The organism is Microcoleus sp. S36a_B3 (assembly GCF_036700745.1).
Lineage (GTDB): Bacteria > Cyanobacteriota > Cyanobacteriia > Cyanobacteriales > Microcoleaceae > Microcoleus.
In genome coordinates this window covers 15,111-38,773 of sequence record NZ_JAUBPN010000024.1, presented here as the reverse complement: position 1 = coordinate 38,773, position 23,663 = coordinate 15,111, and the positions used below count along the sequence as shown (strand labels likewise).

Annotated in this window: 20 protein-coding genes; 10 read left to right on the top strand and 10 right to left on the bottom strand. The window is 46.8% G+C overall.

All coding sequences use genetic code 11. The features are described 5' to 3' along the window. The first annotated feature begins 263 nt into the window (after window positions 1–263). Together QUA01_RS21605 and QUA01_RS21600 are read left to right on the top strand one after the other, a co-directional pair. A complete protein-coding gene (locus QUA01_RS21605; RefSeq protein ID WP_333092641.1) occupies window positions 264–893 on the top strand; it encodes a hypothetical protein in 630 nt (209 codons plus the stop codon). Continuing rightward, window positions 886–2,631, top strand: coding sequence for a diflavin flavoprotein (locus QUA01_RS21600; RefSeq protein WP_333092642.1), 1,746 nt, complete (start codon window positions 886–888; stop codon window positions 2,629–2,631). The genes QUA01_RS21605 and QUA01_RS21600 overlap by 8 nt, the downstream gene beginning before the upstream one ends. Window positions 2,632–2,729: 98 nt before the next feature. Here the strand turns inward: QUA01_RS21600 and pgsA are convergent, their stop codons facing one another. Next, on the bottom strand, window positions 2,730–3,248 hold the full coding sequence (gene pgsA / locus QUA01_RS21595; RefSeq protein ID WP_333092665.1) for a CDP-diacylglycerol--glycerol-3-phosphate 3-phosphatidyltransferase: 519 nt from the start codon (window positions 3,246–3,248) through the stop codon (window positions 2,730–2,732). A 24-nt stretch (window positions 3,249–3,272) separates the two neighbouring features. On the opposite strand from pgsA, the gene QUA01_RS21590 reads away from it, so the two are divergent. Beyond that, entirely contained in the window at window positions 3,273–3,407 is a 135-nt protein-coding gene (locus QUA01_RS21590; RefSeq protein WP_333092643.1) for a hypothetical protein, read from the top strand. Window positions 3,408–4,062: 655 nt separating this feature from the next. On the opposite strand, the gene QUA01_RS21585 is transcribed toward QUA01_RS21590, so the two are convergent. Both QUA01_RS21585 and QUA01_RS21580 read right to left on the bottom strand, forming a co-directional pair. After that, the gene (locus QUA01_RS21585) at window positions 4,063–5,949 is read right to left on the bottom strand and encodes a hypothetical protein (RefSeq protein ID WP_333092644.1); all 1,887 of its coding nucleotides are present in this window, start codon (window positions 5,947–5,949) and stop codon (window positions 4,063–4,065) included. A gap of 83 nt (window positions 5,950–6,032) precedes the next feature. Beyond that, window positions 6,033–8,264: a hypothetical protein gene (locus tag QUA01_RS21580; RefSeq protein WP_333092645.1), complete on the bottom strand. Its 2,232-nt coding sequence runs from the start codon at window positions 8,262–8,264 to the stop codon at window positions 6,033–6,035. A gap of 313 nt (window positions 8,265–8,577) precedes the next feature. Here QUA01_RS21580 and QUA01_RS21575 point away from each other — a divergent pair, with 313 nt between their 5' ends. Then, window positions 8,578–8,838, top strand: coding sequence for a hypothetical protein (locus tag QUA01_RS21575; RefSeq protein WP_333092646.1), 261 nt, complete (start codon window positions 8,578–8,580; stop codon window positions 8,836–8,838). Between the two features lie 255 nt (window positions 8,839–9,093). Here the strand turns inward: QUA01_RS21575 and QUA01_RS21570 are convergent, their stop codons facing one another. After that, the gene (locus tag QUA01_RS21570) at window positions 9,094–9,228 is read right to left on the bottom strand and encodes a hypothetical protein (RefSeq protein ID WP_255515824.1); all 135 of its coding nucleotides are present in this window, start codon (window positions 9,226–9,228) and stop codon (window positions 9,094–9,096) included. A 305-nt stretch (window positions 9,229–9,533) separates the two neighbouring features. On the opposite strand from QUA01_RS21570, the gene QUA01_RS21565 reads away from it, so the two are divergent. The 4 genes from QUA01_RS21565 (at window position 9,534) to cobT (ending at window position 13,313) form a co-directional block, all read left to right on the top strand. Continuing rightward, a complete protein-coding gene (locus QUA01_RS21565; protein WP_194011402.1) occupies window positions 9,534–10,247 on the top strand; it encodes a Crp/Fnr family transcriptional regulator in 714 nt (237 codons plus the stop codon). A gap of 89 nt (window positions 10,248–10,336) precedes the next feature. After that, window positions 10,337–10,834, top strand: coding sequence for a universal stress protein (locus QUA01_RS21560; RefSeq protein ID WP_333092647.1), 498 nt, complete (start codon window positions 10,337–10,339; stop codon window positions 10,832–10,834). 305 nt (window positions 10,835–11,139) lie between these two features. After that, a complete protein-coding gene (locus QUA01_RS21555; RefSeq protein ID WP_333092648.1) occupies window positions 11,140–11,895 on the top strand; it encodes a DUF2232 domain-containing protein in 756 nt (251 codons plus the stop codon). A 272-nt stretch (window positions 11,896–12,167) separates the two neighbouring features. Then, entirely contained in the window at window positions 12,168–13,313 is a 1,146-nt protein-coding gene (gene cobT, locus QUA01_RS21550) for a nicotinate mononucleotide-dependent phosphoribosyltransferase CobT (protein WP_333092649.1), read from the top strand. 464 nt (window positions 13,314–13,777) lie between these two features. Here the strand turns inward: cobT and QUA01_RS21545 are convergent, their stop codons facing one another. Then, window positions 13,778–14,251 (bottom strand): hypothetical protein, encoded by a 474-nt coding sequence (locus QUA01_RS21545; protein WP_333092650.1) that lies wholly within the window; start codon window positions 14,249–14,251, stop codon window positions 13,778–13,780. A gap of 519 nt (window positions 14,252–14,770) precedes the next feature. Here QUA01_RS21545 and QUA01_RS21540 point away from each other — a divergent pair. Further along, the gene (locus QUA01_RS21540) at window positions 14,771–15,880 is read left to right on the top strand and encodes an extracellular solute-binding protein (protein ID WP_333092651.1); all 1,110 of its coding nucleotides are present in this window, start codon (window positions 14,771–14,773) and stop codon (window positions 15,878–15,880) included. Window positions 15,881–15,963: 83 nt separating this feature from the next. On the opposite strand, the gene QUA01_RS21535 is transcribed toward QUA01_RS21540, so the two are convergent. The 5 genes from QUA01_RS21535 to QUA01_RS21515 form a co-directional block, all read right to left on the bottom strand. Next, entirely contained in the window at window positions 15,964–16,278 is a 315-nt protein-coding gene (locus QUA01_RS21535) for a hypothetical protein (RefSeq protein WP_333092652.1), read from the bottom strand. Between the two features lie 93 nt (window positions 16,279–16,371). Further along, window positions 16,372–16,902: a hypothetical protein gene (locus QUA01_RS21530; RefSeq protein ID WP_333092653.1), complete on the bottom strand. Its 531-nt coding sequence runs from the start codon at window positions 16,900–16,902 to the stop codon at window positions 16,372–16,374. 20 nt (window positions 16,903–16,922) lie between these two features. Then, window positions 16,923–20,177: a PAS domain-containing sensor histidine kinase gene (locus tag QUA01_RS21525; RefSeq protein WP_333265891.1), complete on the bottom strand. Its 3,255-nt coding sequence runs from the start codon at window positions 20,175–20,177 to the stop codon at window positions 16,923–16,925. Between the two features lie 454 nt (window positions 20,178–20,631). Beyond that, a complete protein-coding gene (locus tag QUA01_RS21520; RefSeq protein WP_194066746.1) occupies window positions 20,632–21,762 on the bottom strand; it encodes an aldo/keto reductase in 1,131 nt (376 codons plus the stop codon). A gap of 5 nt (window positions 21,763–21,767) precedes the next feature. After that, entirely contained in the window at window positions 21,768–22,274 is a 507-nt protein-coding gene (locus QUA01_RS21515; RefSeq protein ID WP_194011411.1) for a bifunctional nuclease family protein, read from the bottom strand. A gap of 616 nt (window positions 22,275–22,890) precedes the next feature. On the opposite strand from QUA01_RS21515, the gene ribE reads away from it, so the two are divergent. Further along, complete coding sequence (gene ribE, locus QUA01_RS21510) at window positions 22,891–23,604, top strand: riboflavin synthase (RefSeq protein ID WP_333092655.1); 714 nt, start codon at window positions 22,891–22,893, stop codon at window positions 23,602–23,604. The last annotated feature ends 59 nt before the right edge of the window (window positions 23,605–23,663 follow it).

Sequence of the window (23,663 nt, the reverse complement as noted above, 5' to 3'; positions counted from 1 at the left end):
AACGATATATCGATCGACTGTCCGAGTCAACACAGGCCAAACTTATTAGTAAGGTGCGTCAGCCGATGTTTTATTCGACTTCATCATCGACTATCTACTGACGCACCCTACAATTAAAGTCTAGGACGCAACTGGCTAAGCCAAAACTCTCAACTTTGTGCTTGTGGCGCACCTTACCAGGTTCTCGGTGTTGGGTGCGCCCCAAGCAGCAAACCGGGCAAACCGTTGTCATTTAGACTCCATTTTAACTAGGGGAATTGCTAATGCCCGCCAATCTTTTAGAAGACAGAAACTACACAATTATTATTGCCAGAAGCGATGGCAGCCGAGACTCCCAACATCCTTTTTACGAGGAATGGGTAGAAGCACAGGCATCTCTGATCGACTTGGCAAAAAAATGTCAAGAATTTGACAGCGACGGCATTACCGTCTATGAAGCTTCTACTCCTATGTGGAAGTATAAAAATTCAAATGTTGCTCGGTTGGCTGAAATTTTGCAGCGACAAAATACGGAACCGGATGCAGCAAAACCGACTGCAATTAATTTGGCAGAACCTCTAACAACAGCTTTTAGCGATTATTTTCAGCTCAAAACAAAGGCTGCTGGTAAACAAGGAGCAATAATTGTTGTAGTGCTAGATGAAAAACCAGAAAATGGCGCTGCTATCGCCGAAATTCTTGTAAGTGCGGCTAATAAAATAGATAAAGATGAAGAAATTGGTGTGAGCTTTATCCAAATTGGGGACGATTTGAAAACCCAGAAATTTCTAATTGATCTGGATACCAATTTACAGGTTCAAGGTGCCAAATTTGATATTGTAGATACCAAATTTTGGCACGAAATTAAAAGAAGTTCTGTTGTTCAGTTTCTCATAGGTGCAATAAATGACTAACGCTCTAGTTTCCAGAACCGCATCTGATGCCAAACCGCGCGACGTGCAGTTTGTCCAAATTGCGGCAGATACGGTAACAGTACGATCGCGCACTTGGGATAGACTAAAATTTGAAGTAGAATATTCCCTGCAAAAGGGGACGACAGCAAACAGCTATATCATTCAAGCCGACAAAACAGCTTTGTTTGACCCGCCGGGGGAATCTTTCACCCAAAATTATCTGGATTCTTTGCAGCAACGGGTGGACTTGACAAAGCTAGATTATGTGATTTTAGGGCATTTCAACGCTAACAGAGCTGTCACAATTACAGCTTTGTTAGAATTGGCTCCGCAACTAGCTTTTGTTTGTACGAATCCAGCGGCGATTGGTTTGCGAGGCGCTTTTCCCGAACAAGAATTAAACATTATGATTGTGCGGGGAGAAGAAACTCTCGATTTAGGAAAAGGTCACAAATTAAAATTCATCGCGACTCCGACTCCCCGCTGGCCTGACGAACTTTGCACCTACGATCCGCAAACTCGAATTGTGTTCACAGACAAATTTTTTGGGGCTCACGTTTGCGGCGACCAAGTATTCGATGAAGGGTGGAGCGTTTACAGCGAAGATCGGCGCTATTATTACGATTCCCTGCACGCATCTCAGGCTAAACAAGTGCTGACGGCAATGGATAAATTAGCCGATTTACCAACAGCATTTTATGCTCCCGGCCACGGCCCAATCGTCCGTTACGGCCTCCACGAACTGAGCAATTTGTATCGGGAATGGAGCCAGCAACAAAATTCAAAAGACTTGACAGTTGCTCTACTTTATGCTTCGGCTTACGGAAATACGGCTACTTTGGCGCAGGCGATCGCCAAAGGCATTACAAAAGCAGGCGTTGCTGTAGAAACGATCAACTGCGAATTTGCCGAACCGGGAGAAATTAAAGAGGCGATCGAGAAATGCGCGGGATTTATCATCGGAACTCCGACGCTAGCAGGACACGCGCCGACGCAAATTCAAACTGCTTTGGGAATTGTGCTCTCAACAGCGGCTAAGAGCAAATTAGCGGGGGTTTTCGGTTCCTTTGGCTGGAGTGGAGAGGCGATCGACTTAGTAGAAAACAAGCTGAAAGATGCTGGCTACCGCATTGGATTTGAGCCGATTAGAGCCAAATTTAAGCCGACGGCGGCGACGATTTACGAGTGCAAAGAGGCGGGAACAGACTTTGCTCAAGCTTTGGTGCGATCGCAAAAATTGCGGGCACCGAAACCACAGTTGACCGGTGGGAGCGATCGCACGGAACAAGCAGTGGGAAGATTAGTAGGTTCGCTGTGCGTAGTCTCGGCGAAGCGCGGAGATCTTACGAGTGCGATGCTGGCTTCGTGGGTATCGCAAGCCACGTTTAATCCCCCTGGCGTGACGATTTCGGTGGCTAAAGATCGATCGATCGAAGCTTTGATGTACGCCGGAGATAAATTTGTGCTCAATATCTTAGCAGAAGGGCGACAGTTGCGGAAGTATTTCATGAAAAACTTTGCTCCGGGAGAAGACAGATTTGCCGGAGTCGAAACCGTGGAAGCTAGCAACGGCTGTCCGGTTTTGACTGAAGCTTTAGCTTATCTCGAATGCGAAGTAATAAGTCGGATGGAATGCGGCGATCACTGGGTAGTTTATGCAGCGGTTGAAAACGGTCATTTGCTGAAAAATGACGGGGTAACAGCGGTGCACTACCGGAAATCGGGCAGTCATTATTAAGCGGCGATTAGGACACGGCACCGCGCCGTGTCCCTACAAATAGATCGAAGTTTTTACCAGGATTAATCGCCGTCAATCTGCTGTTACCAAAAACCGATTTACTTGGTCTCAACCGCCGATTGTGGCCACAGATAAATAGCGCCAGAAATCAAAGTTAAAGCTACAGAAATCCAAAATGCAACTAAGGCCGGAACGTTCCACGCCTCAGATAGAGGAGCGATTAAAAGCGTGATCGCCACAATCTGACTCACCGTCTTCAACTTGCCCCAAATATTAGCTCCAGAAATCGTAGTTTTATTAACACGCCACCCCGCAATTGTCAACTCTCGCCCCAAAATTAAAAACACTGCCCAAGCCGGCACTTTACCCAACTCAATCAACACTAAAAGCGGCGCTAACACCAACAATTTATCCACCAAAGGATCGAGAAATTTTCCCAAATCGGTAATTTGATTCAGCTTCCTAGCCAAATAGCCGTCCAGCCAATCAGTAGCCGCAGCTACCACAAAAATTGCGGTGCAAATCCAGCGACTTTGGGCGCTTGGATCGTACAAACCGTAGAGTAGAAAAGGCACTCCCAGCAAGCGGGAAAAAGTAATCAAATTAGGTAAATTCATCATAGAAGTCATGGGGAATTGGGAATGGGGAATTGGGAATGGGGAATTGGGAATTGGGAATGGGAAATTGGGAATTGGGAATTGGGAATTGGGAATGGGGAATTGGGAATTGGGAATTGGGAATTGGGAATTGGGAATTGGGAATTGGGAATGGGCTAAACAGGTCATGGGGCATGGGGCCTATCGTTGTCAATCGACCAGAAATGATGTCATCAGTCATCAGTCAAGGGAGAGGGAGATGAACAAAAATTAAGGGCAATATTTTTACAAAATATTGCCCTTAATTTAACATTTTTTTGTAACATTTTTACTTTTAGCAAAACAGCTTTTAGCTCGATCTTCATCCACAGCTCACGACAAACTAACAACCCAAAACAGCAGGTATATTAACACGCAGCTTGTTTATTTAAGACAACCCAAATTGTTTCGCAAATCAGATTGATCTCTTGACAAACCTCTGTCTTTCATGGGAGAGGATTCTTGATTCATATCAAATCCTATCTTCATCGGAATAGTAAATTCACTGTTGACTGTTGACTGTTGACTGTTGACTCGATTTTATTATTCCGATGCAACCGGAAACAATATTACTTGCAAGCAAGCATCTTGACCGGGAATGAAAATTTAATCACTTAAGCGATTTCTCGTTATATCGTTTCCGCTTGCATCGGAATGATTTAACCTTATTAGTACGCAGAGTACACAGAGTCCGAGAATATATATCTGAATCATTCCGATGCTACCGGATTTGATATTACCAGGAAGAGCCTGGTAACGAGCAATCCCGATCGCCCAAAACCCGCTTTTCACCCCTTCACCCATCGCTCGGTGTGTCAACATCCCAAACAATGGTGAGCGGTTCTAAAAATTTTTGCTGGCTGAATCCGGCGAGTTTTCCTAAATATTCGCGCACAAGCCTAGCGTGCTCGATATTCAAGCGATAACCCCGCGAGACATCCTCAAAGAAAAGCGGCTCAGCCAAAATTGCTTGCCAATCAGGATTTTGCCTCGACTCCTGGGCTAGCAACATGAAATCTTGCTCCTCCGGCAAAAGTCCCGCCGGCAATTTTCCAGCCAAAATCTCCAAAATCCTAGGCCTGCAGGTGCGGGTATTCACGCCTTGGCGTTCCAACAACTGCAAAATTTCCTCAAAACTCTGAGTTTGGGCACTCAAAACCTGCATTAATTCCCACAGCAGAAAAAAGTCGCTGTACTGCTGCGGCACATCCAAAATTTGAGGATAAAGAGCCAAACTCGCCAACCCGCAGGCAACTAAACCAATTTTTTCTGAATAATTTGTGCTTGGCAATACAGAATCAACAGCCGAATTGTGTGACTCAGAAATATTGCGATCGCCCTCAAATTCCCTGTCTAGCCTGTCTTGAACGACGATCGCATTGGGCAGCTTCTGTCGCAACCAACGGGCGATCGCAGGCCAAGCGCCCATACCTCCAGTACAAATCGCGCGATCGATCCCCGCCGGCGACATTCCCGCGCGGCTGAGCAAAGCATTTAATTCGCGGTTCAACTGCTGCACAAAAGGCACTAAAACCAGACTTTCCAAATCTCTGCGCTTCACATCCCAATGCTGCTGGCCAATATTCAAAACAAAACTTTCTTGATGTTGCAAAATAACTTTCAAATGCCTTGCCGCTGCCAACAATTGCAGCCCAAAAGCCGAACCTTGCAACCGCTGCTGCAATTGATACCGACTAGGCAAATCGGGATGCCCCGGACGCGGCAAATCGACCGACATTCCCCAAGTTTCATTTTTCGCCAACAACTGACAGACAATATCCTGATCGAAAGCATCGCCAGCAACATCAAAACTTTGGCAAGTAAAATCAGCACGAGTTAAACTTTCAAGATTGGACGGCAAATCAACTAAAGCTAATTCCACCGTTGTCGCCCCCGCATTCAGAATCAAAGTTCCCCCGCTAAAAGCCCCATCATTCACAGTTAGCGGTACAGCTTCTGCGACTTTGGTGCTAATAGAATCGAGCGCCGAAGATTGCACTTCTGTGGAATTTTTGACAGGAGTTACAACAGCAATTAAAGTGGCGATCGCATCTGGCACCACAAAAATTTGCGAAGCCGAAGCCACCAAACCTGCGCCCAAAACAGCCTCCCGCAAGTTAAACCGATAAGCATCCGACCAGCCCGCCGGAGTCCCCAAAATTACACCCTGCAACTCAGAGAGTGCCGCATCCAGAGTTTCAGCAGTCAGTCCCGAAGCTTTACAAACTTCCCCCGATCCCCCAACTTTTTGCCCCCGCAGGCGGGGATTCAAAGTAGCCAGCAGCGCCCGCACACCTTGCACCGGTATAGCCACCGACAAAGCCCCGCCATAGCACTGCAACAGCGGTTCGTACATCCCAGCAGCTTCTCGCTGATAAGGAATGGTCACTTTTAAAGGCAATTTAAAATTTTGCAGCAAAAATTCTTCCCCTGGCCAAGCCACCTGCGGGTCTGCATTGCTTGGGACTGTTTCCTCCACCGCCACAACCGAGGGAATCCGAAAGGTAGCCGAGGCTTCCGGGGCCTGCGGTGTTTCCCAGTAAATCGGGTGCAACTTGCCGCTGGTGCGATCGACCAAAGCAGCCGACAGTCCGCCCGATGCCAAATCAATGCCCAAATACCAGCGAGAATTCCGGCGTTTTGGAGATTGAGAGGAGGAAGGGGCGATCTTGCTGGGAACCAAATCTGCTGGCGACTCTTGCTGCTGCGCGCTTTCCCTAGGCTCGGTTTTCGCCTCAACAGCTTTTGTTTTATTCTCTGTGGGAATTAGGTTTTTTTTTTACTTTCTGCTGGAGTCGATCGCAATTCGTCAGTTTCTGCAGTTTCTCGATCGGTTTGAGTCAAACTAGCCAAAATGTCGTCTAGCGTCAACTTTGACTCATCTTCCTCAACAAACAAATCATCCTCAAGTTCGTCTTCCAAAACAAACGGTTCATCTTCAGATGAGAGTTCCAACACATCGGAGAACAAATCCTCCAGCGTGCCGAATTCTTCCTCTAGGGTTTCGGGAAAGGGATTTTCTGCACCGTCGTCGGAGGAATTCGCCAAATTAAAGCTGCTAACCGCACTTGAACTCGATCGCCCTTGGGCCGTATTTTCCAATCCCTCCAATCCCTCCAGATTGTAGAGGTCTGTCTCCAACAGTTCCAGAGTATTGTTATCCAAATTTAGAGCTCGATCGAGGTCATCTTCTAATGCTTCAACCGGCAGCAAATCCTCATCCGGCGAAGCTTGGATGTAGTCATCATCTAATAGCTGCGAAGATGCGTCGGACTCGCCCGTGCGAACATCACGAGCACTTGGGACGCGCGCGGCACTGGCTTGCTTCGGGCTAGTTTCAGGAGTCGCGCTCAAAGTCGGCGGCTGTGGTAATGTTGCAGTGTCGGAACTATCGCCTAGGTTTTTAGCCGTTGCTCGATTTGGTCGATCGTCCGAATCAAGTTGCGGCGCGATCGAACTTTTGGCTGGCGGTTCTGAAACTTGAGGTACTGTTGCAACTTGCAGTTCAAATAAATCTTCACTATCTAAAGTTAGATCCTCGATCGAATCACCGATTACAAAGTCTGAATCTTCTCCCAAATAATCTTCCAGCGATTCACCTTCATCCATCAGATTTACAAACAAATCTTCCGCATCATTCAGGATTTCGGCAGTTTCCTCGCCTGCGTTTTGAGATATTACCGCTTTATTGGTCGCAGCACTTTCAGTATTTTCTATAGTAAACTCTTCGAGTTCTAATTTTAATTCTGCGACTTCTTTTTCCGCAAACAAACTTGCGTACAAATCTTCAACATCTTCGCCATTTTCTGCTAACATATCTTCCGACTCAGCGCCGGACAACAGAGTTACAGATGCTGGTTCTTCTTCTGGTGCAGAACCGAACAAATTATCTTCCCAATCCGAGAGAGAGAGAGGAGTTTCAATACGATCGCGATCGTGCCTCAACTGTCCGAATTGCTGAGAAATTTCCGTACCGGCGTAGGGAAATCTGTCTTGTTCTGGCAGTTCGCCGCTCAGATTTTCACGGGTAGCAGGCGCATCCGGTTCGATCGCCCGATTTGAGATAGCCGAAGCGGCACCAGAGCTGTCTGTTGCGTTTGGGGCTGCCGTTTCGAGGTTTTCCACGGATATCGGCTGCTGAACGTAGGAAGACGCTTCTCGTCCCAACTGTGTCGCCAAGTGGTTAACAAAAGCCGCGAACATTGCCTCGCTCTGCTGGCTCAAACCGTACATATTTTCGAGTCCTTGTCCCAAGGAAGCTTGATAGCTTTGCAAATTTGTTTCCAAACCGTCGAAGACCATATTCATCGTCGAATCTAGCCTCATCAGCAGGCTGTCGGCACGAGCTTGGAAATTTTGCATTTGCTCCAACCTCTGACCCGGTGTCAGCAGCGGGAGTTCTTCTGAAGTTTGTGGGTTTAAAGCCGATTGTTCGGATTGTGCTGCACTGCTTGGCAAAAACTGATTTTCTAGGGTAGCGAAAATTTGGGACAAATCGCGATCCAAGGTTTCTGTCAAGCGGCTCCTGAGCACCTGCAAGAATTCAGAAATGATTTGCTGTTGGTTAGCTTGTTGCTGAGCTAGGGATTGTTGCTGCTGCCGTTGTGCTTCTAGCTGTTTGATTTCTTGAATTAGAGCTTGCTGCTCTTGTCGCAGAGCTTCGATGTCTTGTTGCAGCGGCCCCGTCAGGCTCGAACGCAGGTTGCTAATTTCTCCGGTGACGGCAAGCATAATTTGCTCTGCTGCTGAGGGAATCGCGGGCGGCATCGGCAATTTTGGAACTGGAACTGGTACGGGGCGGACGTTTGGGGGCGGCGGCCTGTTGGGAATTGCTAGCTTTGAGTCTTGGGAAAACAGATAAGCGCGAACTCGCTCGAACAGTTGGCGCTGGTGGACAGTATCGATCGAACCCGTCCAAGGCAAGCGGGGGGCGGGCTTGCTGAGTACCTCGTCAATCTCAGCAATTAGTGCTTGAATTTTGTACTTCTGAGAATTCAAGGGCGGAACCTCTGGGAATGCGGCTTGGCAGAAATTTTGTTGAAAAAAGATTGAAGTCAGGCGGCAGCTATGCCAATAGATAGAATAATCTCAATGAGAGCCTGTAAATAATCGACTAATATTTTATGACAACTTGGAATTAACCTTTTGCTTTTGCCTTCGGATGACTTCTATTACCCATCATAGGTTAGCTGGTACTTCCGCATCAAATGCTGGCTTCTATCAACTGCAAATGTTCTCAAATTCTGTGGCTGCTTTCCGTTTTTGCCGATCGACAGCAGGGATGATCCCCGAAGAGGGATAGCTGGACTTGATGAAATGCAGGCTGGCACCGGCTGGCGGCTATGGCGTGCCGCACCCACCAGCCATTCTATCTCGCTCTTTCACCGAAAGCAGAACAGTTCCCGCGTCGCAGTTCAAAAACCCGGTTTCTCGATCGCCCGTCTCTGGCTCGCGGGCCGCGATTGTCTCAAAAACCGGGTTGAGAAGGCCTTACTCTGACAGAAAAAACCTCAAACAATTGGCGATCGGTAAACGCCCCATTAATTACAAAAAGACTCTTGAAGCTGGTTAGGCCTTGGGGCTATTTGCAAGTGTAATTAATTCTGCCTGCCCTACTTACCGTTTTAAAAAAACAATGCAACTGTATGTCCCTAACCCAAACTCATATCCAGTAACTCATTCCCAATGCTTCAATTCTTTAATCTTCAATCTAAAATTGTAGGATTTAGGTGCCCCAAATTCAGCTTTATCCGGCTACAGTTGATGGGAACAACCTCCGATGATAGCTTTTGATCTGTATTCGTGGCTAGAGAGATTAATGGTATCATTAGACTCCCAGCGGTTGCGGTCGATTTGGTCGCTGTATACCCGGTGTGCCCGCTTGTGGTGTTTCTCCGTGCCGATCGACTGCTGGGCCGGCTGACCACAAATCTCTCAACAGTGTTAAGCTTGTTTTCGTCAAGTGCTGGTCTTCGTTAACTCGATCGGCACAAGCAGCTTGCCACGCTGCTTAAATTTTGTTAATAAAATTTGCTTTGCGGTATATATCTAAAAAATTATGGTATATTCTTTAGTTTCTAGCTCGCAATCAGAACTTGAAGGTATTAATTTCCATATTCGACCGATAGACCGCCTAACTTGAGAGGTAAAATTGCCGATTTGAGATAGTTGTTTCTCAAATTTTGAATTTCTCATCGAATGACTCGGCTGCCAACTATTTCTAACTGCCCAGCGTAGCTCTAGCGCGTAAATTAAAATAATGGCCTCATGGAAGACCGCTTTAACACCCGAGATCCGCAGTCTAATATAAATCAATTGATTGTTTCTACTCCTTTTTTTGTAGGTTTACCCGATCCTGTAATTGAAAGAGCAACTGTCCACATCGTTACCCGGAGTCATCCGTCAAATCAAGTGATTTTGCTGGAAAATGACTGGGGAACATCTGTGTATTTTATATTGGATGGTTGGGTAAAAATTCGTACCTACAACCTAGACGGAAAAGAAGTAACACTGAATATTTTAGGGAAAGGAGAATTGTTTGGAGAAATGGCAGCGATCGAAGAAACACCGCGATCGACAGATGTCATCACCCTAGCCCCGACACTGATCGGGAATATGCCAGCTCAAGATTTTGTGCAGCTCATTCATACCGAACCGCTAGCAGGCATTCGGCTAGCTCAACTGATGGCTCGCCGCCTGCGACAAGTCAACCGCCGCCTGCGTTTGCGAGAATCGGACAGTACCTCGCGAGTAGCAGATATTCTGTTATTTTTGGCAGAAGGGCAAGGCAAAAAAATCCTGGAAACAGGAGGCACAGAAATTCCCAACCTGCCACACAGAGAATTGAGCAGCCTCAGCGGGCTGGCTCGGGAAACAGTAACGCGAGTGCTCAGCAAGCTGGAAAAAAAAGGAACAATTCAACGCGAACGTGACGTTTTGTGCATTCCCGACCTTCACGCCTTGGAGCGTCTGTTAGTCTAGAAGTATCAGAGACTGCTAATGAGAATCTAATTAAAAAGCACTCTCTGTTAATTAACTGATATTGATGATTTCCCGCTGGAGGTAAAGCTGTGAGTTTTAAGAAAATTTTCGCCGCCGTTGATGATTCTGAACTGGGCCAGCGCGTCTTCAGTCAAGCTCTAGAATTAGCTGTGGGCGATCGAGCTCAGATGATGCTATTTCACTGCGTTACTGTCAACACACTGGGCGAGGTGGCAGTACCAATTCCAGTAGATTTGGGCATGAATGTCGAGTTAATGGATCGAGCTTATCAAGCTCAACGTTTGCGGCAGGAAAGAGAGATCGAAAAGACTTCGGGTTTGCTAAAAAATTACTGCGACGCTGCCACTCAACAAGGATTGCAAGTAGAATTTGACTGCAAAATGGATGGAGATGCAGGGCATTCTGTCTGTGAAGCTGCCGAAAATTGGGGCGCAGATTTAATAGTAGTGGGGAGGCGCGGCCGGACGGGCTTCACAGAAGCTTTCCTCGGCAGTGTCAGCAATTATGTGGTTCACCACGCATCTTGTTCGGTTTTTGTAATTCAGGACGCTCAACCCGAAAAATGATACTGCCCCAAAGTTGGGCGGATAAAATTAATCTAAAATAAGACTGGCGCAGGCATCTAAACCCGGTTTCTCCTAAAATCAAAAATTACAAATAGAGTTGAATTGCAAAAATCGGAAAATACCCTGAAATTATCTGCTATAGGGTGTGTTGCATCTGCCCGATATCTGCGGTTTCTGGATCGAAGACTTGTGCAACTCAAGTCTAATCAAAAACCGGGAATCAAAAACCGGGAATCAAAAACCGGGAATCAGCCAGCGCCAAGTCCCTGAAAATCTAAAATCTAAAATCTAAAATCTAAAATCGGATGAGTGATTTTTTGTCAGCAGATGCCGCGTCTAATTCGAGCAGTTCACCCAGTACAAATAACGATCCCCAAACTGCAGATATTTCAAATTTGGCTGGCGATCGCCCAAATCCAGATAGGGGGGCGCGCGCTGGCGGGGAAGCGCCTTTGAGGCTCGTAGAAACTGCATTTTTGGCAAGTACGGCTAGCTTGATTTGGCTGGTAAATTATTACTTTCCGCTGGGGCCTTTGCTGCGGGTTTTTTTCCCGCTCCCCATCGCCTTGGTTTACCTGCGCTGGGGAAACCGAGCCGCTTGGATGTCAGCTTTGGTATCGGGTTTGCTGCTTTCGGTACTCATGGGCCCGACGCGAAGCATTTTATACGTGATTCCTTTTGGAATTATGGGAGTGGCGCTGGGAGGACTTTGGAGGCGCAAAGCGAGTTGGTCTTTATCTATTATTGTGGGCGCGCTAATTGGTACTGTCGGCTTCTTTTTTCGGTTTTGGCTGCTGTCAGCTTTGGTGGGCCAAGATCTCTGGGTTTACATCACTGTGCAGGTAACAGAGATGGTGGAATGGGCGTTTGTGAAGCTGGGCTGGCTGATGGTGCCGAGTTTGGACGCAATTGGGGCGATCGCCGCCGGGATGATTTTGGTTAACAATATTGTTTATTTATTTGTCGTACATTTAGTAGCTTTGCTGTTGCTCGATCGTTTGGGAAATCCGATTCCGCGGCCGCCGCGTTGGGTGCAGGTTTTAATTGATTATGAAGAGTAATAGGAAGGAAGAGGGAAGAAGGAAGAAGGAAGAAAGAAGAGGGAAGAAGGAAGAGGGAAGAAGGAAGAAAGATTTTGTAACTGATTTAACTGATGCCTGTTGAGGGAAGGAAAAAAATACAATTATCCGCTTTACCTCTTTCTAGTTTTTCCGGCAATTACCAATTCCCCATGACTAATGACTAATGACTAATGACTAATGACTAATGACTAATAACTAATAACTAATAACTAATAACTAATGACTAATGACTAATAACTAATAACTAATTTATGATTGGTATTTATACAGAAATTGAACAGGGGAAGCGGTGGCTCGATCGCCATCGGGGACAGCAACCGATATTTGCCTGCGTGTTAGGATTCACCGCGACAGGCTTAATTCCGGGGATTTCGGCGGCCGGAGCAACACCGCGCGATCGACAGTTTACTTGTTTGGCGGATGCAGAATTTTTGTATAACGGCCCCCAACCCTCGCCCCAATATCCTTTGCCGCCCCTAGAAGCCGGTGCTTCTCCGGTACTGATCTCTCGCGCTGTAGTCGAAGCTTTGCAACTTCCCCTTTACCTATTTAATGCTGGTTTACCCCTGCCGCCTCCGGTACCTGCAATTGATTTGGGCGGTACTCCAGCAAAATGTCTGATTTCGGGCAATGCTTTAGAACTCGAAACAGTCAAACATTTGCTGGAACAAGGGTTAATTTGGGGAGCTAAATTAGCCGCCGAAACTAATGGCAGTTATTTAATTTTAGGGGAGTGCGTAGTTGGGGGAACTACTACTGCTTTGGCGGTGTTAATGGGTTTGGGAATTGCGGCGGCGGGCAAAGTTAACAGTTCTCACCCTCGCTGCAATCACGCTCAAAAATTGGCTGCGGTGACAGCGGGACTCAATAATGCTGAGTGGAAAATTGGCGGACAAAATAGCACTCCCCTGGATTTGGTAGCGGCGGTGGGCGATCCGATGCAGATAGCGGTGGCTGGAATGGCGATCGCCGCGAGTCGGACTTGTGGGGTGCTCTTGGCTGGCGGCACACAAATGCTGGCAGTCTACGCTTTGATTGAAGCCTTAGCCCGCGAATATGCTCTGTTATGGTGTCCCGAACAAGTCACGGTGGGGACTACGCGCTGGGTGGTCGAAGACCCGACAGGGGACACGGTAGGACTTGCTAAGGATATCGGCGGTGTGCCTCTGTTGGCAGCGCAGCTCAGTTTTGCGGGTTCTCGTTACGGGCAACTGCAGGCTTACGATCGCGGGTATGTTAAAGAGGGTGTGGGTGCTGGAGCGTGCGCGATCGCCAGCGGGCTGAGTGCAAATTGGACTCCGGCTCAACTTCTCCAAGCTGTTGAAGCTTTAGCCTCGCGATGCGAAATTAAACATGAGACGAATCCTCTCAAAGCCAGGGGGGTATCTGATACATAAACCGCAGATGAAACGCAGATGCAACACAAATCGACGCAGATAATTTTAGATAATTTGTAATTTTTGCAAGATGTATATTTTAGGGTTAGCTTCGGGGGGCGATCGCACTCAAGCATTCAAGCAAAAAAAATACTTTTTACCAAGCCGGAGATGCTCGAAGCAGCCTGCAAAGATCCAACTTTTAGGAATTAAACATTAAAAATTCAGATGCGCCCCTCAAACTGTGAAGCTACTTGTGCCGCTCAACCCGCTTCGTTTTAGCAGAATAATTATATCATTTTCTGTAGCATCTTGGCTCTCAGATTTACAGAATTTCCTACACCATATTTCGCTGAGATGCAGTGTTTTTCATACTAATTGCGGGAGAGAAAAAACTCCATGCAATCACTCTATAAGTTGACGAGCCGAAATTTACGCTACTTGTATTTTTTCTGCAATTAATGCCCGATCGCCAGCAGCAATATCTAATTAGACCCGCCGCCTACGTGGTGCGAGTATATTCTTTTGGAGAGCAACTGTTCTTCTAAGGCTGCAATTCGATTGTATGCTGCTGTTAGCTGAGCAGTGAGGCGCTGGATTTGAATTTCTGTGCTGTGTTCTTTTTCCAGGCTTTGAGAATTCTTGTCGAAGTAGCTGTCATCTAACAGTACGTCCTTGTGTTCGAGGAACAAGTCGAGACGGCTGTAAGTTTGATCTGACGAGGTTTGGTCATTTGCTGCGGTTCTGGGGCGATCGTCGATCGGCTGCGGGGCCAACTTCGTCTCCTTGACCGACTCTAATAACTTTTCATTGAGATTTTCTATGAGTTTATACAGGGCCTCGACTTGTTGACTCAATACTGTAACTTGCTGGCGTAGCGCTTCCATACCATCATCCTTTGGCTCGTGACTTATATCTTTACATTCTAGGGAAATCTTTACATAACTGGCATTTATCACTAAATTATTTAATTTTTGAGGTAATTGTTGTGTTTCAAATCCTGACGGTAGATTTAGGGACTCAGTTTCAGGATTTTAGATTTTAAATTTTAGATTTTAGCTTGTCTTGGAGGCTGAAACGAGGTTTGTTAACCCCGACACTTCGTTCTAACCTTTAATGAGAATTATACAATCAGGTTTCTGCGAGTTGGATGGCGGAGTCTTCCGTTAAATTAATTGTGCCCCACCAGCGCTTTCGGTAAAACAAACTCCAATCGCAGCAAAACCTAGTACAATGGCTCTGTGTTTCAGAAAGAAATAAAACACGCTCCCGGACGCATGAAGACCTTCAAACCTGAGTTTTTTTACCCAGACTGCGGGTAGCGCGAGAATAATTTTCTCTAAAAACAAAGGTGACGGACGCCCGCGCCTCTTGGACTAAAATAACTCAGCGCCAAATACCGGACTCAATAAACTATTATTTTTCTGGTGGCTGAATACAACGCGATCGCTTAATATTTAGATAAAACGGGTTCACAGGTGAAACGAAGGTCTTTGCTATTGGGTGCAGCCACCCTAACTTTAAGTCAATTGGCGGCAGGATGCGACTCGAAGCCCATTCTCAAAATTCGATCGCTCAAAAACGGTATTCCGGCCCAACTCGCAAGCAAATTTAGCCGCGACTTACAACCGTCTCCGGTTTTGCAGGTAACGCAGGAAGCACAATTAAAAGAATTATTCGCGCTGTTGCAGCAGTGGAAACGAATTCCGAAAGCCAAAAATCAAGCTGACTTGGTGATGTTGGGAGATTATTGGCTGACTTTGGCAATTCGGCAAAAATTGATTCAGCCGATCGATCCTGCTAAATTTGATAATTGGTCAAAATTGCCCGAAAGATGGCAAAAACTCGTCCGGCGCAACGATGACGGACAATTGGACGCTAAAGGTCAAATTTGGGCGGCACCTTACCGCTGGGGAAGTACGGTAATTGCCTATCGAACCGACAAATTTAAGGCTTTGGGGTGGACTCCGACAGATTGGAGTGACTTGTGGAAGCCCGAATTGCGCGATCGAATTTCTCTACCCGACAGCGCCAGAGAAGTTATCGGTTTAACCTTAAAAAAACTGGGAAAATCTTACAATACGCAGCAATTAGATCGAGTTCCAAACCTCAAAAAAGAACTCACAAATCTGAACGCACAAGTTAAATTTTACAGTTCCGACGCTTACCTGCAGCCGCTAGTTTTAGGCGATACTTGGTTAGCTGTCGGTTCCTCTGGAGACTTGCTGCCACTGCTACAAACTCAAAAGGATCTTGCTTTAGTAATTCCGGTTTCGGGAACTGCACTTTGGACGGATTTGTGGGTAGAACCCGCCTCGAAAAAAGCAGTTTCGTTAGCATCAAAATGGATTGATTTTTGCTTGCAGCCTCAAATTGCGCCTCAGTTATCTTTGCTGGCTAAGGCTAGTTCGCCGATAATTGTCGGCATGAAACCCGAGGATTTGCCTGCGGATATTCGGGCTAATCCCGTGCTGTTGCCGCCTGCTAAAATTCTTGCTGCTAGCGACTTTATGCTGCCTTTCGGGGAGGCGGGGATTCAGCAATATCGATCGCTCTGGCAAGAAATTCGGCAAGTAGTGAGAACTTAAAATCTAGGGTGCGTCAGTCGCCAGCCCAAAAGCGCCGAGAAAATCATCAAAACTGACACACCTTTAACCGTAGGGTTCGTCAGTCACCAGTTGTACCTGTATGGTGCGTCAGCTCTTAGATTCTCTACTACTACTAAGGGTGAATTTTCAGGTAAACAAAAATCCTGACCTTTTTTGTGAGGCGTGTATCCTTGTGCTAAGGCATGGAGAATTACCTCACGTACCAGCACAGGCGTAATAGCTTGATAATCATCAGAAAAACCTGTCGTCAATTTCTGAGCAGGATTATCATATAACTCTACGTACAAACCAATGCCGTAATCGTCGCGTGAAATAAGCCAACGATATTTTTCCCCGTTTATGGTGATACTACGTGAAGCTTTTTTAGGAAATGCCATTTTTTGTCTGTTATTTTGTTAGCTAAAATGTAGAGTGCGTCAGCTTTTGATTTATCGATTATCCCGAAAACAAATCGCTGCTGCCGCACCCTACTAAAAGCCTTTCTTTTTGCCTCTAAGTCCTGGATTTGAGAGAGAATCTAAATCAATTTTACAGTTAAGCCGATCGCCCTTGCACGAATAAACCGCCAAAGCCTTCCCTTGACGGTTGCAAACTCGCAGATTGTAACCGTATTCGCTCGAAACCGTGCCGAAGCGGTTGACAAACTGATAGCGTTCGATATAGTCTAGCAAGCTCCACAGTTGGCGGTTGACGATGATGATTACCAAAGCGTTATCGCGATCGACAAACCAGCGATCGAGCAATTTGCCACCAAACAGTTTTTCAGCTAACCACAGACTCGGCACGCTTGGTTCGGCTTGCGAAAGCGGCGGCGACGGGAAATTCGCAATGTCACCAGTCGGGCAAAACCGCTGCTGGGAATACGCCGCAGATTGTCCCCACAGCAAGGCCGTGATGCAGGTAAAACTGGCAATTGAGAACAAAAATAAACTTTTTGTCAAAATGCTAGGTCTGCGGGGGAAATCTTGATTTATGTGGGGCAATTTGTGGTAATTCATCATATTTTATGGCGACAAAAAAGTTAAAATTCCGATCGCCTAAACAGCGAAGCAGGCAGGCAAGCAGTAAAAGTAGAACCGCAATCCAACTCGCTGCTAACTTCAATATCGCCGCCCATCATCTGACAAAAACGCTGGCTGATAGTCAGTCCCAAACCAGTACCGCCGTACTTGCGAGTAGTCGAATTGTCCGCTTGGGTGAAAGGTTGGAATAGTCGATCTTGCTGCTGTTTTGTCATGCCGATGCCCGTATCCGTCACTCGGAAAACTAAAAAGTCTGAATCCAAAATTAACATTTGAGCAACCCTCGGTTGATATTTATTTTTTAATTCTGCGCTGGTAATTCTTTCGACATTAAGCACGATCGTCCCATCAGTCGAAAATTTAGCCGCATTGCTCAACAAATTCAGTATTACCTGTCGCACTTTCATCAAATCGCCGTGCATAGCGCCAACATTCTCAGCAATCAACACTTGCAAAGTATTGCCGTTTTTATCCATTAGCGGTTTTACAGTTGTCGCCACCTCCTCAATTAACCCGCCAACATCAAAGCTTTCGAGGTAAATATCCATCTTGTCAGCTTCAATTTTGGAAATGTCGAGAATGTCGTCAATCAGCCGCAGCAAATGTTTGCCAGCAGTGCGAATTTTGTCTAAATCCGAGACAACTTCTAAATTGCCCAACTCTTCGGCATCTTCCACCAACATATCGCTATAACCAATAATCGCGTTCAAGGGAGTCCGCAACTCGTGGCTCATGTTTGCCAGAAAAGCACTCTTGGCGCGGTTGGCGACTTCTGCAGCTTCTTTGGCCAACTGCCACGCTTCCTCGGCATTTTTGCGATCCGTGATATCCCGCAACGTCGCCACCACCGATTCCACACTGCCGTCTGTCCCCCCAACCGGGCTGAGAATGTATTCGTAGTCGCGGGTTCCCCAGGTGGCGGTGGGGACTATTACTTCGCCTTTGACCGACTCGGCTGTGGCAAATACGGTGTCGCATTCTTGGTGAACTCGCTGCATAATTTTTGGCGACCAGCCTAATTCCTGCCAGGTTTTGCCAATCATTTCTCTGGCGTTCATGCCGGCAGCTTTAGCGGCCATGCGACTGACATAGGTGTATTTTCCCGATCGATCGACCAAAAAAATTAAATCGAGGGAAGCGCGGAGAATGCCGTCAACTGTTCTGGCGTGTCGGGCTACCTGGGCGGTCATTTGTCTGACGGCGATCGCCCCGCGAACTTTAGCCGCCAGTTCAAACTCCAATAGTTGGTTGGCTTGTTTGAGGAATAGCGTGCGCTGTTCGACTTCTATTTCTAGTTCTGCTTTAGCTTTTTCTAGGGTGAGTTCGGCTGTTTTGCGATCGCTGACATCTGTAGAAATTGTACCGACTGCATAAACTTTGCCTTTGGAGTTGCAGAGGGGAAATTTGAGAGAAATATAAGTGTGCGGCCCGTCGTCTTGAGGGATGACTTCTTCAATGCTCAAAGGCGTACAGGTCTCGATAACTTTTAGGTCATTTTCTCGCAAGGCTGCCCAAGAGTCTTCGGGAAAAATATCTCTGTCAGTTTTGCCTGTTATTTGTTCTTTTGTCCTGTGGAACAAACTGTCAAAATGGCTGTTTGTGAGCAGGTATTTTCCGTCAACATCTTTGATGTAAATCATTGCTGTTGAGTTGTCTAAAATCGCTTGCAGCAGTGCTTCGCTCTTTCGCAGGGCTTTTTTAGTGTTTTGGCGTTCGACTATTTCTTGCTGCAATTCCCAGTTGAGGCGATTTAAATCTTGCCAAGCTTCTTGGACTTGATTTAAGGCGATCGCGCTTTTTTCTAGTTCTGTACTTACCAGCAACGGCTGCTGAGAAATCCAGTTTTCATGCAATTCTCCGGGTGGGAAAGTTAGCGGACTTTCGGGATTGGCGATTTGTCCTCCATCGCCCGAAAAAAAATTATCTTGAAAATCAACCGCTAATTGACCGTCTAAACTCGGTTTTTTGGAAAATAAACCAAATTCAGCCAAATTTATACGATCGGATAAATTATCAGAAGTGCGATCGAACTTCCCCGATTGCAGCAGCGGTTGTGCCCTAGAATTAGATGCCCAATTCCCATCGGTTGTTAGTAAAACAGAGTTAGCTGGTTTGGCAATCCGGCGGGCGACTGCAACTGCCAAAACTACGGGGGCGACTGTCGCAGACAAAGCCAGCAGCAGCCAATTGTTCTCCCACCAAATTTCAGAAGTTTTGGGAATGCCCCGCACTAAAATTGCTGTCGGTTTTCCGGCTAAATTGTCCAGGGATCGGGCTGCTACTGTATAAGTTTGACTGCCTGTTTTTAGCTGGGCGGCGACTGGTTTGCCCTCGGCGGCGAGTGCAGATATTAGCACAGATTTGTCTGCCAGCAAATCTGGCAACTCTTGATTTTTTGTAAGTGTTTGCGCGCTTGCCAAAACAAATTTACCGTCAGCCAGCGCTGTGTAGATAGCGCGATATCCGCCACTGCGTAAATTGACTGTTTCGCCGATAGCAACTGCCGGCATTTGATTCTGAATTTTTCCCAACACTAAGGCAGCAATCACTGTCTGATTTTTGGGATCTTTTACGGGAATTGCTGTGTAGCGGACTACCGCAGGGCGATCGCCCGCTGGTGGCAAATATCCCAATTGTTTCTGAATTTCCGATCGAGCAATAATTTCGGTGGCGGTAATTGGCTGTTTTGCAGCAAATACTTGATCGACTATTTTTTCTAGGTTAAAACTTGCTAGCTTCAGGTTGGAGTTGACACTAACCACAATTTGCCGATTTTTTTCAACTAAAACCGCGCCGTCTATCCCCCCTATTTTAAATTGATTTTCCAGAATCTTCTTAACAGATTCTTGTAAATTGGAAATGTTTTTATCGCTGTTATAAATTAAGGCTGTTTGGGCGATAATTTTGCTGTCAGAGGAGTTTTGCAAATGGTGGACGGCGCGATCGAGTTTGAGATTGTCGTTAATTTCACTAAGGCTCAATTCTGATTTAGCTTGATTTTGCAGTTGATTGCTGCTAAGTGCTGATGTTAGCAAAAAAGCTGCTCCCGTTAATCCGACTGGCAAGATTATTTGTAAAGCCAGCAGTCCGATTAGCTGTTTTCTCGTAAAAGATAAGTTGTAGGTGTACGGTTTAAACCCTGCTTGAAATCTTTCAGAAGTCGCAACTTGAGTTAGCTGCGGACAATTTAGCTGACTGTCATTTAACTGAGTTTGATTCATAGTAGTAGATGCTGAATCGGTTCTAGATGACACGCGATACATTAATCTGGAATTATCAATTTGAGACGTGAGATTTGAAGTCCAATTCGGTTAATCAATCATCATAAAATTCTTCGGTTTTGCCCTGCCTAACCCAGTAATAAAATAATCGGTATTTCAGAAAATGGTTGTTTTTTTCGTTCGATCTGATTGTGTTATTTAGTTGTTTTTACATATTATTTTGGCTCTTATTTAAAGTGTGTTGGAAGCATCCAAACAGGCGCTTTCACAAAAGTGTTTGCGCTTAGATGTAGGCTGGGCTGTGTAGGATGCTCGCACTCAAACAAAAATGCTTTTTGCAAAATTGGGATACTAGCGAAGGCAGTCCCCAAACTAGGTACTTTTGCGATCGACTGTATTGTAAATTTACTTAAAAAAAGTCTAACTTAATTCTGGCATCACTCGACATCGGCTCGATCGAGCTTTTCCCTGTTTTGGCTGCTTCGCCTCAATCCCACAACCGCCTCCCTGCTTTACCGCCTAGTCGTTGATGAGTATCTTTTAGCAGAGTTGGGATGTCCAACTCTTCGGGACATCTGGGCAAACATTCGCCGCAATCGGTGCAGCGGTTGCCTTTGTTGCCGGGAAACCAGTGGCCGGCATTTTCAAACATCGCGTAGCGGTATTTACCGAAGTCCGTCATGTCGCAGCCAACGGCGAGATTGCGAAGGCGCAACACTTCGGGAATGTTGATGTTTTCCGGGCAAGGCAAACAGGCATAGCACTGGCTGCATTTGTCGGTTGCCAAACGATCGACCATAGCTGATTCTAACTTCGCAAATGCAGCGATTTCGCTGTCGGTGAGGGGAAAGTCGCGATCGCAATATTTCAGAGGTTGTTCCAATTCTCTCGGATTTGCAGCCCCCACGCTCACAGTCCCAATCCTAGTATCGCTCAGCAAAAACCGATAGTTCAACTCTAAAGGCGAGAAAGGCGAACACAATTTTGTGAGAGTTTCCGGGGGCGTGTAGAGTTGCCCTCCTTTGTCTGCCGGGGAAATGATGAAAACGCCCATATCTTTGTCTTTGGCGAGTTGAATTGCGGGGGCGTGGCGCTGAAAAAAATAGTAATAATGCAGATTGACAAATTCAAACAAATCTGTATTAATTGCCGCCAAAATCAGCTCCAGAGGCCCGTGAGTCGAAAAACCGACGTGCCGAATTCTGCCATCAGCGAGGGCTTTTTGTACGGCGCTCATGCAGCCTGTGGGCGATCGCACGATCGCCAAATGTTCCCAAACATTCAAACCGTGAATTGCCAGACAGTCGATATAGTCTAGATTCAAGCGTTTGAGAGACGAATCGATGCAGCGTTCCATTGCAGCAGCATCGTCCGTTGGGGGGATTTTTGTAGTGATGTGGAAGCGCGATCGATCGATCGACAAACCAGCCGAGATGGCCACACCGAGATATTCCTCGCTGCAACCGTAACCCGCCGCCGTTTCCAGGTGATTGATTCCCATAGACACCGCCTGTTGTACAGTCTGACGGGCAATTTCCTCAGAAGCCAAATAGCGCATGGTTCCCAAGGAAAATACAGACAGGTGCAACTGCGTTTTGCCAAACCGTCGATAGCGCATAAATTTTAGGAAGTTTCGCCGGAGCTAAAGCCGCTTCTCTTGATCAAATCCTCTGGGCGGAGGTTTGAGATAAATTCCCGGAAGGCGCGGCGTTCGGCCTCATCAGCATCTCGATCGACCGGTATCGAAGCATCGGCGACAACTTCTTCCATCACCCAGATGGGGCTATTCGTTCGCAGGGCGAGGGCGATCGCGTCACTGGGTCGGGCATCGATCTCTTTTTTAACTTCTCCCTGACGGACAATCAGCACGGCATAGAACGTGTTATCTTGCAGCGAGTGAATCACTATCCGCTCCAAAGTAACACTCCAGGCCTCTAAAAAAGTGACCATCAGATCGTGAGTTAAGGGTCGAGGAGGCTTGTTGCCTTCGAGAGCGCTAATAATAGCCTTAGCCTGCTCCTGACCGATATAAATAGGCAAAGCGCGTCGCTCAGTAGCGTCTCTCAATAGGACAATAGGGCTGCGCGTGGCTGCATCTAAGGCAATTCCAGCGACTTTCATTTCAATCATAAAAATGCTCGGTAAGTGGGAAACTCAGAGACTTTAGTCCTGAGAGGGAAACAACATGGGCGGTTTCAACACATTCGACTACGCTCAGTGAGCACCACCTTGAATCCCCTTTCCCCTTTCGGGGGTAGAGGGGTATGGTTGCCCCTCTTTGGAGATATGGTTGTCTCCGGCTCCCTTTCGGGGTAATGTTCGCTTCGCCAATGTTATTAGAGCTTGTTAGACTTGCAACACTGTCTCAGTGACCTTAAGACTGTTTAATTGCAAATGACAGAGCGGAAAACTAGCGTCGCATTCTCCGGTGTCGTGACTCAAATAACGTAGCCAGTTAAGGCTGAGGCTGGTCAGCACAGCTTGCTTCGATTGCTCTTACAAGCTCAGTCCCTGGTTTTAGGGCTGGGTTACTGACAGAATTAAGACACTGCAAGGCGGTAAAGAACTCGGACACAAAAATGACCTGCTAAATCCAGTATGACTCGATCTTCGCCTGAATCTGCAACGGATCGGCATGAGTCGATTTTAGATTTTAGATTGACTTGGGGGGAGAGGGGGCGGCAAAAGCTCCTGCGTCTGGTTTGTGGTTTGACTGAAATAAGCGATCGACTAAGGAAAAATACTTATGTTTACAGGACTAATTCAATCTCTCGGAAAACTGAAGTCGCTAGGTAATGACTACTTCCAAATTTCCTGCACCTCAAGCAACTCCTACCAGATTTTACAAGATTTAGCCATTGGGGACAGCGTAGCCGTGGATGGAGTTTGCTTGACAGTAGTAGAAGTTCTGCCGCAAGGTTTTGTCGCCGTCGCTTCGCCAGAAACCCTGCGCCGCACAACTCTGGGATCGTTCCCCGATGCTTTAGTCAACTTAGAAACCTCCCTGCGCGCCGGTAGCAAATTAGGCGGACATTTTGTGACGGGGCACGTAGATGCGATCGGCAGTTTAGCCACATCAACCCAAACCGCCAACGCTTGGGAGATGCGCTTTACTGCCCCACCAGCAGCCAATTCGGCATGGCAGCGTCAAATCGCACCCTACATCGTTTCCAAAGGCAGCATCGCCATCAACGGCATCAGCTTAACCGTGGCAGATTGCGATGCTGACGGCAATTGGTTTGAAGTTGCTGTCATTCCCCACAGTTTTGGTGAGACAAACCTCAGTTATTTGCAACCAGGAAGTTTAGTTAATTTAGAAGCAGATATACTCGGCAAATACGTAGCAAAATTTCTCCGCAGCGGCCGGCAAATACATCCCGAATCCTGGGAAGAAATCCCCGCCATTAACAGTTTAGGAACAATTACACCAGAATTCTTAGCCGAACACGGATTCATGTAATCGCATAACTCGGCAGACAGAACTCGGCGGTTAAAACCGCTACTACAGAAACGAAGTCC